Annotated in this window: 12 protein-coding genes; 9 read left to right on the top strand and 3 right to left on the bottom strand. The window is 52.7% G+C overall.

From position 1 onward, the window contains the following. Window positions 1–352: 352 nt before the first annotated feature. The gene (locus IDAT_RS08375) at window positions 353–2,698 is read right to left on the bottom strand and encodes a zinc-dependent metalloprotease (protein ID WP_034732722.1); all 2,346 of its coding nucleotides are present in this window, start codon (window positions 2,696–2,698) and stop codon (window positions 353–355) included. A gap of 44 nt (window positions 2,699–2,742) precedes the next feature. Here IDAT_RS08375 and IDAT_RS08370 point away from each other — a divergent pair, with 44 nt between their 5' ends. After that, window positions 2,743–3,177: an HIT domain-containing protein gene (locus tag IDAT_RS08370; RefSeq protein WP_034732720.1), complete on the top strand. Its 435-nt coding sequence runs from the start codon at window positions 2,743–2,745 to the stop codon at window positions 3,175–3,177. On the opposite strand, the gene fldB is transcribed toward IDAT_RS08370, so the two are convergent. Beyond that, the gene (gene fldB / locus IDAT_RS08365) at window positions 3,148–3,672 is read right to left on the bottom strand and encodes a flavodoxin FldB (RefSeq protein WP_034732718.1); all 525 of its coding nucleotides are present in this window, start codon (window positions 3,670–3,672) and stop codon (window positions 3,148–3,150) included. The genes IDAT_RS08370 and fldB overlap by 30 nt on opposite strands. A 103-nt stretch (window positions 3,673–3,775) precedes the next feature. Here fldB and IDAT_RS13150 point away from each other — a divergent pair, with 103 nt between their 5' ends. Further along, window positions 3,776–4,063, top strand: coding sequence for a YfcL family protein (locus tag IDAT_RS13150; RefSeq protein WP_244441617.1), 288 nt, complete (start codon window positions 3,776–3,778; stop codon window positions 4,061–4,063). Here the strand turns inward: IDAT_RS13150 and mnmC are convergent. After that, entirely contained in the window at window positions 4,038–5,903 is a 1,866-nt protein-coding gene (mnmC, locus tag IDAT_RS08355; protein WP_034732715.1) for a bifunctional tRNA (5-methylaminomethyl-2-thiouridine)(34)-methyltransferase MnmC2/FAD-dependent 5-carboxymethylaminomethyl-2-thiouridine(34) oxidoreductase MnmC1, read from the bottom strand. The genes IDAT_RS13150 and mnmC overlap by 26 nt on opposite strands. Window positions 5,904–6,035: 132 nt before the next feature. Between mnmC and fabB the strand changes: the two genes are divergently transcribed. The 7 genes from fabB (at window position 6,036) to folC (ending at window position 14,484) form a co-directional block, all read left to right on the top strand. Next, window positions 6,036–7,250 (top strand): beta-ketoacyl-ACP synthase I, encoded by a 1,215-nt coding sequence (gene fabB / locus IDAT_RS08350; protein ID WP_034732712.1) that lies wholly within the window; start codon window positions 6,036–6,038, stop codon window positions 7,248–7,250. A gap of 95 nt (window positions 7,251–7,345) precedes the next feature. Then, window positions 7,346–8,515 (top strand): 4-phosphoerythronate dehydrogenase, encoded by a 1,170-nt coding sequence (locus IDAT_RS08345; protein ID WP_051986664.1) that lies wholly within the window; start codon window positions 7,346–7,348, stop codon window positions 8,513–8,515. Between the two features lie 9 nt (window positions 8,516–8,524). Next, window positions 8,525–9,541 carry an aspartate-semialdehyde dehydrogenase gene (locus tag IDAT_RS08340; RefSeq protein ID WP_034732711.1) on the top strand — a complete coding sequence of 339 codons (1,017 nt, stop codon included), beginning with the start codon at window positions 8,525–8,527 and terminating at the stop codon, window positions 9,539–9,541. Between the two features lie 70 nt (window positions 9,542–9,611). After that, window positions 9,612–11,426, top strand: a complete 1,815-nt coding sequence (locus IDAT_RS08335; RefSeq protein WP_034732708.1) for a FimV/HubP family polar landmark protein — start codon at window positions 9,612–9,614, stop codon at window positions 11,424–11,426. Then, window positions 11,423–12,223 carry a tRNA pseudouridine(38-40) synthase TruA gene (truA, locus tag IDAT_RS08330; RefSeq protein ID WP_034732706.1) on the top strand — a complete coding sequence of 267 codons (801 nt, stop codon included), beginning with the start codon at window positions 11,423–11,425 and terminating at the stop codon, window positions 12,221–12,223. Before IDAT_RS08335 ends, truA begins: the two co-directional genes overlap by 4 nt. 123 nt (window positions 12,224–12,346) lie before the next feature. Continuing rightward, window positions 12,347–13,210 carry an acetyl-CoA carboxylase, carboxyltransferase subunit beta gene (gene accD, locus IDAT_RS08325; protein ID WP_034732704.1) on the top strand — a complete coding sequence of 288 codons (864 nt, stop codon included), beginning with the start codon at window positions 12,347–12,349 and terminating at the stop codon, window positions 13,208–13,210. After that, window positions 13,210–14,484, top strand: a complete 1,275-nt coding sequence (folC, locus tag IDAT_RS08320) for a bifunctional tetrahydrofolate synthase/dihydrofolate synthase (RefSeq protein ID WP_034732702.1) — start codon at window positions 13,210–13,212, stop codon at window positions 14,482–14,484. Before accD ends, folC begins: the two co-directional genes overlap by 1 nt.

Genomic DNA, 14,484 nt, shown 5'->3' with positions numbered 1-14,484 from the left:
TGTGGTGTTATTTCAGGGGAAAGGTCACGAGGCTCGAACTAAATACTCTACCTTCACAGGTTAATCGTTGTTACTAACATTTTGAATCCAAAGCCTCGCACTCGCGGGGCTTTGTTTTTTCTGAAAAGCAATAAATGGCAGTCTATTCCCGCTTTGGAAGGTAGTGTTCAGAACAGGGCAAGATCGTGAACGTTTATTAACCAGCTGAGTAAAAACTAAACGATCAGTTTGACGATCCAGTTTAGTCGTGATCTTATACTCCTCTTTTCGGGGAGTAAAACCATGTACATCGAAGACGGTGTTCACTATTCTGTGTCAGCTAAGCCTCAAGCGAGGCTTGGCTGACATAAACCTAGATCGGTGAGCCAGGTGGGAGTGCTGGAGCACCTTTGAGCGGCCAAGTGTGATCTTCGAATAACTTGGTTAAAGCCACGAGAGCGAGTTGTTTGGCAGGACTGTCCGCAGCACTTTGCCAGTTTCGCTGCTGTTGCTGCATGAAGCTAAGTAAACGAGCCTGCAGCGCTGGACTGTTATCTTGCAAGTAAACTTCAGCGACTGCGGTAAGCGCTTCAAATGCGATACGTTCTTGCAGACTAGTGGCGGCATTTTGTTGTGCCGGTGCAATTGCACTTGTCGCGATGGTCGTCAGTACGTCAGTCACGCTTGGTACGTCGGCGTCGTGCTGAGCTTGCTGTAGTAAGCGCTCCAAGCGTTGATTGTTGAGCACCAGTTGCAAGCTAAAGCGCGCTGCGCTGGCTGCCATGGTCTCCGGGTCTGGTACCAAGCCGGTCATCCCGCTAAAGTTTTCACGCGTGGCACTACTGCCGTAAGCAAAAGGCAGCAGCAATTCGCGGATTTCTGGCGACAGCGCTAAGGTTTCGGCTTGCCAAGTTTTTGCGAGCAGCTGCAACGCGCGCTGTTGTTGCGCGGCATTCACAACGCGCGCTTTCACGTCGCTTTCACCCTTCATGGCGTAACGATAGTGTACGCCCGCTAACATTTTAACCGCGGCTTCAGTTTGATAACGATGGAGTAAATACACCGGAACCAACAGAGCCCGTAGATCGGAAAGCGGACGCTCGGGCGCCAAATTGGCAACACCAAACTGCTCTAAAGCGGTACTGCGCACAGCGAGCACACGCTCCAGCTCGGTGACCGGGTCGCTGCCATTGTCCCACAAGTGTGCATCAGGGTGGGCACCGCCTTGCGGTCGGGCGTCACTGTCTGAGATAAAAGCTAAACCGAGCCGTTGATTTTCGCGCAAAATATCGCTTAAAGATTCGTCACCGTAACCATAGCGCACGACTTGCTTATCCCAAATACCGATGGCGTTCGTGTACGCGCCTTTCAGTGACAATTCGCCATTGGTGTCAATCGTCACAAGTGGGTGTGGGTAATCCATCACCGAGGCGCGGTCGTCGGCACTTGCGGCAAAATTGTGAGCGATGCCGAGTGTGTGTCCAACTTCATGGGCGGAAAGTTGGCGGATGCGTTGTAACGCCATTGCTTCGATAGCCTCGAGCAGCTTGGCTTGAGATTCGGCACCAAGACGCTCCGCGTAAGGTGCCAATAAGCTTTGCGCTATCAGCATATCTTGACGTACGCGCAGGGAGCCCAGCGTCACGTGACCTTTCAATATTTCACCGGTGCGCGGGTCGATGACTGATGAACCGTAGGACCAGCCGCGCGTTGCCCGATGCACCCATTGAATCACGTTGTAGCGAATATCCATTGGATCGGCATCAGCTGGGAGTTCGCGAACGTCATAGCCGTCAGGATGCCCAGCTGCGGCAAAGGCCTCCTGCCACCAACGCGCGCCATCGAGTAAGGCACTGCGCACCGGCTCTGGAACACCGGGGTCGAGATAATAGGTAATGGTTTCACCCTTAGCTAAACGGTGACGCGGAATCATTTTTACCGCCATATCAGTGCCTAGCGGTGCTGCGTAGTCACGATATTCTTCTGCCCAAAAACCACTTTGCGGATGAAACTCGCGCGGGGTGTAATCATCGTCTGGAAGACGAATAAAAGAATGATGCAGATGCAGCGTTAAATGATCTGCGTCAGGTGCGACTTGGCGTACATAACGACCTGCAGCTTTGCCACTAAAAGTGACTTTTGCTTCGAGCTCGGTGTTGTCCGGAAACGCCTTGCTCCGTGCCGGATAAACCACACTGCGATCGCTGGCAACTTGATAGCTGCCTTGATGTGTTTGTTGTAAACGCTGCACAACGCCGTGAGTGTCACTCAGCAGATAGGGCGTATAATCGATGAGTACCGCTTGCGCATCCGCCGCGACAATGCTGAAACCCGCGATCACCGAATCGGCAAAGGCTTCGTCGATACTTGCACGTTCGGCGGCGTTATCAGAATCCGCCCGATAATAAGTATTGTGGTGTAAGAGTAAGGCTTTATCACCCTCAAGATAAAAGCTTGCTAAGCGTGTCGTGCCGAGTTGACCACGGTCTAAACCGATATCATTTGAACCTAGCCCCCACGGTAAGCTCGTTTGAAATATGAACTGTTGCTGTTCGCGTGGGATTTGCAGATACATTTTGCCCGTGGCTTGATCGTGATAAAACGTCAAGAAACCTTGGTGCGGCTGCATCTGCGCAGTATACTCGGTGATTGACGGTTGCGCCCAAGCTTGGCTCACCAGCAGCGCCCAACCGATAATAACCAGCATGAATCGTCTCATGAGGGTGTCCTTTTATTAGTATGCATAAAGAAAACGAGTCAGACATGCGTTATAGCAAACCTATCGCCGAAAGTAACCCATTCACGCTTGACCCGCGGCTAGCGCACGATACTTTGCGACTAGGCGCGCTAGATTTGTGTGACGTACTGCTGTTTGATGATAGCCGTTACGACTGGGTGATACTGGTGCCGCGCGTCGCGGACTGCGTGGAACTTCTGGACCTTGATGCGGACCAACAAATACTGCTTGCTACAGAGATTAAATACATCAGCGAGCGCCTCAAACAACGACAACCTTCGGCCAAGCTGAATATTGGCGCGCTTGGTAACGTTGTAAGCCAACTGCATGTTCACATTCTGCTGCGTCATCCTGATGATCCCGCATGGCCAGGTCCGGTATGGGGGCATTCGCCTGCCCAGCGCCACAGCAATGACAGCGCAGCGCAGCGGCTAGCCGACTTCCGCGAGTTCTTGTTTTAGTTGCTCGACCCAGTGTTGGATGCGCGCTTCGCTGAGCTCGTATTGGCTGTCTTCGTCCAGCGCAAGGCCCACGAAAAATTCACCGTCGGCCGTGAGGGCTTTGGAGGCGGCGAAATCGTAGCCTTGGTTCGGCCAAAAGCCGATGCGGATGCAACCGCTGGCGGCGATTTCGTCGTGTAACATTCCTAACGCGTCTTGAAACCAGTCGGTGTAGCCGACTTGGTCGCCCATACCAAATAGTGCGACAACTTTGCCGGTTAAATCGAGGTCTTTAATTTCGTCCCAATGACTTTCCCAGTCTTCTTGGATCTCACCGAAGTCCCAGGTTGATAAGCCGAATATCAGACGGTCGAACTGTTCGGCATGAGCCAACGGGGTATCTTTTATGTTGAACAATTCCACTTGGTCTGGCGCGAATTGCGCTTGAATTTTTTCGGCGGCAATTTCGGTGAAGCAGGTGGTTGAACCGTAAAAGAGTCCGATTTTCTGGGTCATGAAAAAACCTTTAGCTGACGAGCAAAACAGGGCGTTAGTGTATCAGAATTTACGACTTTTATGGTATCCTCTTGGCCATAACAGTCGTACGAGAGGTAGTAACGTGGCAACAGCGCAAATTGATCAACGTGAGTTTGATACTTACGTGCAAGAACTTGAGCAGGTTTTTGACCAAGCGGTCGTCGATGGCGACGACGATGAGTTATTTGCAAGTGGTTACTTACGTGGACATTTTGATTTAGTGGTCGCGCAGTTAGAGTTGCAGGACCAACGCGCTGCGGCGGCGGTGTTACCCGCGGTACAGGCATCGCTCGATGCCAACAAGCACGAATTAGCACCAGCGGATCAGCAACATATCGCTGATCTTATGGCGAAGCTGGCGCGGGTTTAAGCCGCGCCGGTTGCAAGCGTTGCCACAACGCTGCCGGTATAGGTAGGGGTTGGTGACTGATTTCCGCAGCTAAACAAGCAGCAACGAGCGGGGCTGCGGTAAAACCTCGCGAGCCTAAGCCACCCATCACCCATAAATTCTCAGCAACCGCACCTGCCAGCGGTAGGTGATCCTTAGTGGTATTGCGAATGGCCGCGCGAGCGCTGGTGGTGCGCAAGTCTGCTGGCCACTGCGCCGGCGCTAAGTCTTGACACAAATTGGCGAGATTCTCGCGGTCATCAGCGGCACGCAAAGTTAAATCCTCACTATCGCGCGCATAGGTCGCGCCAACACAATGGATGCCGTTATCTGCTGGGGTGAAATAGCCTTTGTAGCAGACGACGAGTGGACATTCAGCGCTGGTATTGGTGGTCGGACAAAGCGAAACTTGGCCACGCACGTTTTGCAATTGTATCGCCAAGGGTGCAAGCAAGTGCTTGAGTCCGGCGCCGCACGCTAGTATGACGCGTTGTCGACGCAACTGATGGCCATCGGCGAAGTTGAGTACCCACCCCTCGTTACTCGGTTCGATCTGCTCAAGCGGTCCGTGCGCTAGGCGACTTAAGGCTGTGGTGCTGCCGACTAAGTGCTCTACAACGGCAGCAGGGCGCAACCAGCCTCCAGCTGGGTAATACAAACTTGGATGCGCGGGTAGAGCTGACCACAATTGTTGCGTCGCATCAGCCGATTGCCATTGCACGGTTTCACTGGCGTACTGCGGCGTGTTGGCACCGGTAGCGACGATTTTACGATAACGTTCTTCGCGGCTGGCATTAAAGGCAAGTTGCACGACGCCGGTAGGAAACCAATGCTGCGGTGCTTGGTGTTGGTAGAATTGTGTGGCGTAGCCAAAGGCTTGGGTAAAAAACGCCGCGAGAGGGCTGCGTTCAGCATGTAATAGCGGATACACCGCACCCTGCGAATTACCCGATGCGCCGTCAGCCAAGCTGTCGGCAATCAGTTCAACCGTGTAGCCTTGTTGCGCTAAGTGCCAGACCAAACAGGCAGCAGCAATACCACCACCGACCACCGTTATCATTTGTGCTGAACGCTCGCTTGCCGCCTTTTGTGCTGTAGCGGTGCGCGCTGGTCGTAAACCTCTCAGCATCTCACGCTTGCGTCCGAAGCCTTTGGCTTTGGTCACTTGAAACCCTGCTGCTTGTAGCCCGCGCCGTACGGCGCCGGCCGCGGTAAAGGTCGCAAAAGTGGCATGATCACGGGCGCTGTGGGCCATAGCGTCATATAACGTCTGGGTCCACATATCGGGATTTTTGTCAGGGGCAAAGCCGTCGAGAAACCATGCGTCAACAGTGGCCTCGGCATGCGGTAGCCAATCGTTGAGGCTGGTTTGAATGTCACCCACCCAAACATCAAGCAAAATCCGGCCATTAGCCAAGTGCCGACGATGACAACCGGGCTCTGCGGGGGGATAGGCGGCAATTAGCTCCTCGGCAAGCGGTGCTAAGTTCGGAAACGCCGCTAAGGCACGCCGTAAATCATCGCGTTGCAACGGAAACTTCTCGAAGGAAATAAAATGCAGTTGAACTGATTCGGGCGCCTGCTCAAGTAACAGTTGCCAAGTCGCCAGCAGGTTGAGGCCAGTGCCAAATCCGCTTTCGGCGATCACGAAGCGCCGTTGCGAGTGGGTTTGCCAACGCGCGGGGAGATCATTATGCTGCAAAAAGACGTAATGGCTTTCGGCTAAACCGTTTTCGTTGCTAAAATAGATGTCATCGTAGGCATTGGCGACAGGCAAGCCAAATTCATTAAAACTCAGATGAGCGTGAGAAACGTCAGCCACAGAACAATCTCTTTAAGTGCGTTGAAAGTCCGCAATAGTGTAACAATAAATAAGTAAAGTTGCGGAAAGCAGACCACTTTTTTGTTCAACTAAGCTACCATACACAAGCGCTCAGCAAGACAGGAAAATAGAATGAGAAGAGCAGTGATCACCGGTATCGGCATTGTGTCGAGCATCGGCCTCAACCAACAAGAAGTCCTTGAAAGCCTGAAAGCAGGCCGTTCAGGTATTGAATTCTCACAAGAATTTGCCGACATGGGCTTACGCTGCCAGGTCTGGGGTCCGGTCCGCGCAAATCCCGCCGATCACATCGATCGCAAAGCATTGCGTTTCATGGGGAACTCAGCGGCATACGCCTACATGGCGATGGCACAAGCGGTCGAAGACGCAGGACTTAGCGAAGAGCAGGTCTCAAATCCACGTACTGGCCTAGTGGTCGGTTCGGGTGGCGCTTCAGGCGAGCATCAAGTTGCTGCTGCTGATACCTTACGTGAAAAAGGCGTAAAACGCGTTGGCCCTTATATGGTGCCACGTTGCATGGCCTCAACAACTTCTGCTTGTTTGGCAACCCCCTTCAAGATTAAAGGGGTGAACTACACCATCAGCTCAGCTTGTGCGACCTCAGCACATTGTATTGGCCATGCCTTAGAACTGATCCAACTGGGTAAACAAGACCGCATTTTTGCCGGTGGTGGCGAAGAGCTGCATTGGACACTCGGGATGGAGTTCGATGCAATGGGTGCACTGAGCACCAAATATAACGACACACCAGAAAAAGCTTCGCGTACTTACGATGTCGACCGTGACGGTTTCGTGCCGGCTGGCGGTGGCGGCATTTTGGTCATCGAAGAACTCGAAACCGCGTTAGCGCGTGGTGCGAAAATTTACGGTGAAATCGTTGGTTATGGCGCGACCTCAGATGGCTATGACATGGTTGCACCGTCCGGTGAAGGTGCGGTGCGTTGTATGCGTATGGCGATGGAAACTGTGGATACACCGATTGATTATCTGAATACCCACGGTACCAGTACACCCGTAGGTGATACCAAAGAGCTTGAAGCAGTGCGCGAAGTATTCGGTGATAAAACACCAATGCTGAGTGCGACTAAAGCTATGACCGGTCACGCGTTAGGTGCCGCAGGTGTGCATGAAGCGATTTACTCGCTGCTGATGCTGAATCACGGTTTCGTGGCACCATCGATTAACATCGATAATCTCGACCCAGCCGCCGAAGGCATGAACGTGATTAAGGCGATGCAACCGGCTGAATTAACCACGGTGATGTCCAATAGCTTTGGCTTTGGCGGTACTAACGCAACTTTGGTCATGCGTAAGTACCAGTCTTAAAGCGTGCTCTGACGCACAATTTAGACAACAACAAAAGGTGCGCTGCGGCGCACCTTTTTGTATGCTTAACACTTCATTTTTGAAAGTGAGACGTCATGCATTTATTGGCCGATGCTAATCTTCCGCAATTTGCCGATCTCGTCGCGCGGTTGCAAACGCAGCTTACGCAACCCATAACGTTGCAAACCTATAGTGAGCGTCAACCCAGTGCAGCGCAGCTAGCGCAAGCGGACGCCTTGTTTATTCGTTCTGTGACCAAGATAGATGCGGCTTTGATAGCGCAGGCGCCGCGACTCAAGTGGCTGGGTACCGCAACCATTGGCATGGATCATGTTGATCAAGCTGCTGTAGCAGCTGCCGGCATCATTTTTCACAGTACCCCGGGTGTCAATGCGCAAGCTGTCGGCGACTATGTTGCTTGTGCTGTGGCGCAGGTGAACTTAACGCAACAGCGGCCACCCCAAGGTCGCGCTGCGATTATCGGAGCTGGACATACTGGCCGTGCTGCGGGCCAGCGTTTGCAAGGTCTCGGTTATGTGGTGCATTACTATGATCCGCCATTGCTTGAAAGTGGCAAGGCGGCGGTTGCGGTACACGCAGATTGGCAGCAAGTGCTGACATCACAGGTGATAAGTTGCCATGTGCCGCTGACAAGCGAAGGACCTTACAAGACCCGCCACTTGTGGCAGTATGCCGATTTGTCGCAACTGGCACCTGACACTGTGTTCGTCAATGCCAGTCGCGGGCCGGTGGTTGCCGAGGCCGATTTGTTGCGCTGTTTACAACAACGACAAGCGTTGTCGGTCGTGTTAGATGTATGGGAGCACGAGCCGAACCTCAATCCGGAATTGCTGGCTTTAGTAAAAATTGCGACGCCGCACATTGCAGGGCACAGTCTAGCTGGTAAACTAGGCGGCAGTTTACAACTATTGCAAAAGTGGCTGGCGGATCAGCAGCTTAATGCACGTTTGCCAAGTTTACCTGAGCTGTTAGCAAGCACGGCAGTAGGGCGTACGTTGCAGGTCGATAGTGCGCAAGCACCTGATTGGCAGCAACTAGCGCGCTGGTTATTGCAGGTATATGACATTGCCGCGGATGACGCACTGTTGCGTGCTGCGCCGACCACTGCCAGTGCCTTTGATCAACTACGCCGCAACTACGCGGCCCGCGCTGAGTTGAGCCAGTTGCAAGTGGCCACAGCGAACTGGCTCGATGCCACTTGGCAAACACGATTTTCACAATTGACGGTACAGACCGCGAGATAAGGGGGACACATGTCTCGAGCATTTAATGTAGCAGTATTGGGCGCAACTGGATTAGTCGGCCAGCACATGATTGAAATTCTGGCCCAGCGCAAATTTCCGGTCGGTCAATTATTCCCATTGGCAAGTAGCCGCTCAGCAGGGCAAACCATTGAGTTTCGTGGTGAAGAAATTGAAGTTTTAGATGCGGATACTTTCGACTGGTCACAAGTTGAGCTGGGCTTTTTCTCGGCCGGTGGTTCGATTTCTCGTATCTATGCGCCGCGTGCTGCCGATGCCGGTTGTATTGTTATCGATAATACCTCGGAGTTCCGTTACGAAGAAGACATTCCGCTGGTGGTGCCAGAGGTGAATGCGCACGCGCTGGCAGATTTCCGTAATCGCAACATTATCGCGAATCCAAATTGCTCGACCATTCAAATGTTGGTCGCCTTGAAGCCAATTTATGACGCAGTGGGGATCGAGCGTATTAACGTGGCGACCTATCAGTCGGTGTCGGGTGCTGGCAAAGAAGCGATGGACGCGCTGGCGCAGCAAACCGCCCAATTGATGAATGGTAAGCCTTTGGAGAATGACTATTTTGCGCGGCAAATCGCATTTAATTGTATTCCGCAAATTGATGTTTTTATGGATAACGACTACACCAAAGAAGAAATGAAAATGGTGTGGGAAACGCAGAAAATTTTTGGTGACCTAAATATTCGTGTCAATGCAACGGCCGTGCGCGTGCCGGTATTTTATGGTCATGCCGAAGCCGTGCACATTGAAACGCAACAACCGATTGCTGCGGAGCAAGCGAAAGAGTTGCTCCGCAATGCACCGGGCGTGGTGTTGTTCGATGCGAACGAAGACTTCCCAACGCAGGTAAGTCACGCGACTGGGCATGATGAAGTTTTTGTTGGCCGTGTGCGCAATGATATTTCACATCCGCAGGGATTGAACTTGTGGGTGGTGGCCGACAATGTGCGTAAGGGCGCGGCAACCAATAGTATTCAAATTGCTGAACATTTGATAAAAGACTATATTTAGAGAGATTTTTAATTACGCTGACATCCACTCTGGCATCCAATAACTACAGTAAAAAAGGACGGAACAAGTGATGAAACGGATTATTTTAGCAAGTGTCTTAGCCGTGGCGGTGGCTTACACCGGTCATGTCGAAGCACAGCAGGGCGCGCGTGGCTCACGCTGGCAGCCCGAGCAGTTTGGTCCGATTGTTCCGACCGACACCATGTGGAGTATTTCGCAATACTACGCGCGCCAGCGTGGTGTCAGTATGTTCGACATGATGGATGCGATCGTTGCGGAGAACCCTCGTGCCTTCCGTGATAACCGTCCGGATTTCATGCTGACAGGGTTCTTTTTAACGATTCCTGAGTTAGGCGATGCCAGTAATTCGGCAGCGCCAACCGCAGCAACCGCAGAAAATCGTCCAGCTGTAGAGCTTGAGTCTGAGCCCGCAACTGAAATAGCAACAACGGATACAGCTGAACCGGCAACCACCGAAGAAGCCACAGACACCTCTCCAGTCGATGAAACGGAAATTGCGATTTCGGTGTCCGAAATGCAAGCGCTGCGCACTCAGTTGTCCGACTCTATTGGTTTGATTGAAAACTTGCAGGGTGAAAATCAAGAGCTGCAGCAGAAGTTAGCGGCAGTTACCGAGGAATTGAACGCTTTGCGCGCGGCGGCTGATGCCGAGCAGCGCGCATCGGCTGAGATGGAGTTAATTAAGGACGAACTTGCGGCAGGTACTGAGGGAGAACAAACTGCCGAAGCCGTCGCTGCAGAACCCGAGGCGCTGAATCCAGCCGCGACAGATGAAGCAGCCGATGCTGGCCCTGTGGTTACCGAGGAACCTGCTGCTGACGCTGAAGCAGCTCCACCGGTGGTCACCAGCGAACCGCAGCAAGCAGAACGTACCACGCCAGCGCGTAAACAGACGACTTGGGTCGATTGGCTGATGAAGCCGTTGCACTTGGGTATTATTGGTTTACTGCTGGTGTTGACCTTAGGTGGCCTATGGTATGCCGCGTATTTGCGTCGTATCAATAAAGAATTTGAAGAGCAACCGCAGGCTGCTGACGCCAAGACAGGTGCAAACGCAGAGACTGACGTTGCCGATGTAAAGGCGGAAGCTGCAGCCGCAGTAGCGACTGTCACTGTTGCGGATGAGCACGACTGGCAAGAGCAAGCGTTACCACCACAAAACAATGAAAACGATGACGTTGAAGTATCTGATGTCGATTTGGACGAGTACCTGCGTGAGCACGGCGGTGATAACGCGCAAAATGATGAACTCGACGATGATGACGATGCCATTTCGAAAGAAGTCGACGAATTGCTGGCGTTTGAACCTGAAACTTTAGACGATGATTTAGCCAATGAAGTCGCAACGGACAAAGTTGGCGCAGAAGAATCAGAACGAGTGCCAGAATACCGTCCGCTCGATGACGAGCCTGAATCACTTGCCGGGGAAGAACAAAAAACCGACTCGTTTGGCGGCCTGCGGCTTGACGACGATATGGTGGTGCCGGCGAGCAAGTCAACTGCGCCTGAAGATGACGCAAGCGCTAGTACCGACGACGATGATGGCTACTTGTCGATCGAAAGCTTGATGGAAGAGGCTGACACTGAAGCCAGTGAAGACAGCGATGATCCTTACGACAAGGAAAAGATCGGCGATGCGCTGGGTGGTGACGAAAGCATTGAGCATGACCTCAGCACCGAAGAGTTGCTTGATGAGAGCAAGACGCCTGCGGCACGCCTCGATTTGGCGCAAGTCTACATTGAGATGGGCGAAGTTGATGATGCCCGTGAGATTCTCGAGCAATTACAAGATTGTGGTGATGCTGAAGCTGAGGCTGAAGCCGAGGCTTTATTGAAGAAATTGGAAGAACAGGGCGGTCGATGAGTAGTACGCGCTTTGCGCTGGGTATTGAGTATGATGGTAGCCGCTATTATGGCTGGCAGCGTCAACAAGAAGTTACCTGTGTGCAAGAAGTGGTGGAGCGAGCCTTAACTAAAGTCGCCAACCAACCCATTGAAGTTGTCTGTGCAGGGCGTACCGATGCTGGCGTACATGCTACTGGACAAGTGATTCATTTCGATAGTGACGAGCCGCGGACTCCTGCGGCTTGGACACTCGGCGTTAATAGCAACTTACCGAAAGATGTCGCAGTGCGTTGGGTCACGCAAGTACCTGATGATTTCAGTGCGCGCTTTAGCGCGACCGGCAGGCGTTATCGCTACATTATCTGTAACACTAAGCTGCGCCCGGGCATTCATAACCATGGCGTGAGTCATTATCATTTTGACCTCGATGCACGACGCATGCATGAGGCCGCGCAGGGGCTCTTGGGCGAGCGAGACTTTAGTTCATTTCGAGCCGCACAGTGCCAATCGAATTCACCTAATCGCTGCGTCACGCACATTCGCGTGACACGACACGGCGAATACATTGTGATTGATATCGCCGCCAACGCATTTTTACATCATATGGTGCGCAACATTGTCGGTACCTTGCTCGAAGTCGGTCGCGGCGACAAGCCAATCAGTTGGCCTGCGGAGCTATTGGAGCTGCGCGATCGTACCAAGGCGGCGGCGACCGGCAAGGCCGAAGGCTTGTATTTAGTGCAGGTCGATTACCCCGCACAGTTTGCCATTCCGCAACTTCCGCCAGGGCCTTTGTGGCTGCCCGATAGCGACTAATAAGACCACTTTTTACTGCAAGCTGCGGCGAATATGTGCTTAAATAGAGACAATTGTGCAAGTAGCTGGGTGCCATTGCCGCACTCAGCTATGCAACCCTAATAATGAGATGAAAACGACACTATGAGTTGGATCGAGCGAATTCTTGCCAAACCGAAAAGTAACAAACGTCGCAATATTCCAGAGGGCGTTTGGTCAAAGTGTAGTGGCTGTGATGCGATCATCTATGCGGCTGATCTAGAACGCAATTTAAGTGTGTGTCCGAAGTGTGACCATCACATGCGCATGTCAGCTCGTGCGCGCCTAGCTAGCTTTTTAGATAGCGGTACCGGCGTAGAGATTGGCGCTGAATTAGAGCCTAAAGATATTCTCAAATTTAAAGATTCTAAAAAATACAAAGACCGTATTGCGGCGGCGCAAAAAGCTACTGGCGAGAAAGACGCTTTAGTCGCCGAAAAAGGTAAGCTGAAAGGTATGCCGGTCGTGGCTGTCGCATTCGAATTTGATTTCATGGGCGGCTCGATGGCCTCCGTGGTCGGTGCTCGTTTTGTCAAAGCTGCTGAAGTTTGTTTGCAAGAGCGTATTCCTTTGGTGTGCTTCTCGGCTTCGGGCGGTGCGCGGATGCAAGAAGCATTGATGTCGCTGATGCAAATGGCGAAAACCTCTGCGGCATTGGCACGCATGAGCGAAGAAGGTCTGCCGTTTATTTCAGTGCTCACCGATCCGACCATGGGTGGTGTGTCCGCGAGTCTGGCGATGCTGGGTGACGTGAATATTGCTGAACCCAAAGCGCTAATCGGCTTTGCCGGCCCGCGAGTGATTCAACAAACCGTCCGTGAAACCTTGCCTGAAGGTTTCCAACGCGCCGAGTTTTTAATCGATCACGGTGCTATCGATATGATCGTCGACCGTCGCCAGATGCGTAACCGTATCGCGTCGTTGTTGGCGAAATTTCAACATCATGCTGCGGTAGCTGATGAATTTTAATGGTACAGCGACCTTCTGCAGCGGCTAACCTCGACGCTTGGTTAGCTTACCTTGAGGCCTTGCACCCGACTGCCATCGATATGGGGCTGGAACGGGTGCAACAGGTCGCCACAGCGTTACAAATTAACCCTCGCCCCGCGAAAGTCATCACCGTTGCCGGCACCAATGGCAAAGGCTCGACCGTACGCTATTTAGAAACTATTCTGCGTGCCGCTGGCTATCGCACCGGCGTCTATATTTCGCCGCACCTGCACAGCTACGAAGAACGCGTTCGCATCAATGCTGAGATGCTAAGTGCTGAACAGCACGTGCAGGCATTTAATGCGGTTGAAGACAAACGCGGTGATACCTCGCTTACGTATTTCGAGTTCGGCACCTTGGCGGCGTTTTGGCTGTTACAACAGCAGCAAGTTGATGTATGGATTCTCGAAGTGGGACTAGGTGGACGCCTTGATGCTGTGAACTGTATCGATGCCGATGTGGGGGTGCTCACTTCTGTGGGTATCGATCATGTTGGGTTCCTGGGTCCAGATCGCACCAGTATCGCGCGCGAGAAAGCCGGTATTTTCCGTGCCGACAAAGTTGCCGTTATTGGTGAACCTGATTTTCCGCCCGCGATTTTGCAAGAGCTGGCGCAGCGCGCTATTGTCCCACGGCGCGTCAATGACAGTTTTCATTATCGGCTGCATGAAAGTGGCGACACGTGGCAGTTTAGTAGCCCGCAAAGCCAACTCAGCGAGTTACCCGTCCCGCAATTACCTTTGCCCAATGCAGCTACAGCACTGATGGCACTCGAGGCGCTCGATTTACCGGTATCGCTAGCGGCTATCCGTACTGGGCTTGCCAATGCACGCGAGGCAGGGCGCCTTGAGATACACCAAGGTAATCCTGATTATTTGCTCGATGTCGCGCACAATCCGCATGCCGCTGAATTTCTGACACGCTATCTACAACAGCGTTTTCCCAAGCGACCCATTTATGCAGTGGTTGGAATGCTGAAAGACAAAGATATTGCTGGCACCCTAGCAGCGCTTGAGCCGCTGGTGCAGGCTTGGTATCTTGCGGATTTATCGGGCCCACGCGGAGCATCGGCGCAAGAGCTCGCGGCCGCATTGCGCACTAGCGCTGCACCACCAAGTATCACCTGCTTCGCTACTGTACCCGCTGCATTCGAGGCCGCCTGTGCGCAGGCACGTGATGCCGCGCAAGGTACACAACAACAACCGCTGGTCTTAGTGTGCGGCTCGTTCTACACTGTTGGACAAATTACCTAG

Source organism: Pseudidiomarina atlantica (assembly GCF_000753735.1).
GTDB lineage: Bacteria > Pseudomonadota > Gammaproteobacteria > Enterobacterales > Alteromonadaceae > Pseudidiomarina > Pseudidiomarina atlantica.
This window is presented reverse-complemented; position numbering and strand designations above follow the sequence as displayed.

Excerpts from the sequence above, each read along its gene's own strand:
- IDAT_RS08370 (WP_034732720.1), top strand. The coding sequence starts at position 2,743 with ATGCGTTATAGCAAACCTATCGCCGAAAGTAACCCATTCACGCTTGAC.
- fabB (WP_034732712.1), top strand. The coding sequence starts at position 6,036 with ATGAGAAGAGCAGTGATCACCGGTATCGGCATTGTGTCGAGCATCGGC.
- IDAT_RS08375 (WP_034732722.1), bottom strand. The coding sequence starts at position 2,698 with ATGAGACGATTCATGCTGGTTATTATCGGTTGGGCGCTGCTGGTGAGC.
- fldB (WP_034732718.1), bottom strand. The coding sequence starts at position 3,672 with ATGACCCAGAAAATCGGACTCTTTTACGGTTCAACCACCTGCTTCACC.
- IDAT_RS08345 (WP_051986664.1), top strand. The coding sequence starts at position 7,346 with ATGCATTTATTGGCCGATGCTAATCTTCCGCAATTTGCCGATCTCGTC.
- truA (WP_034732706.1), top strand. The coding sequence starts at position 11,423 with ATGAGTAGTACGCGCTTTGCGCTGGGTATTGAGTATGATGGTAGCCGC.
- accD (WP_034732704.1), top strand. The coding sequence starts at position 12,347 with ATGAGTTGGATCGAGCGAATTCTTGCCAAACCGAAAAGTAACAAACGT.
- IDAT_RS08340 (WP_034732711.1), top strand. The coding sequence starts at position 8,525 with ATGTCTCGAGCATTTAATGTAGCAGTATTGGGCGCAACTGGATTAGTC.
- IDAT_RS08335 (WP_034732708.1), top strand. The coding sequence starts at position 9,612 with ATGAAACGGATTATTTTAGCAAGTGTCTTAGCCGTGGCGGTGGCTTAC.
- folC (WP_034732702.1), top strand. The coding sequence starts at position 13,210 with ATGGTACAGCGACCTTCTGCAGCGGCTAACCTCGACGCTTGGTTAGCT.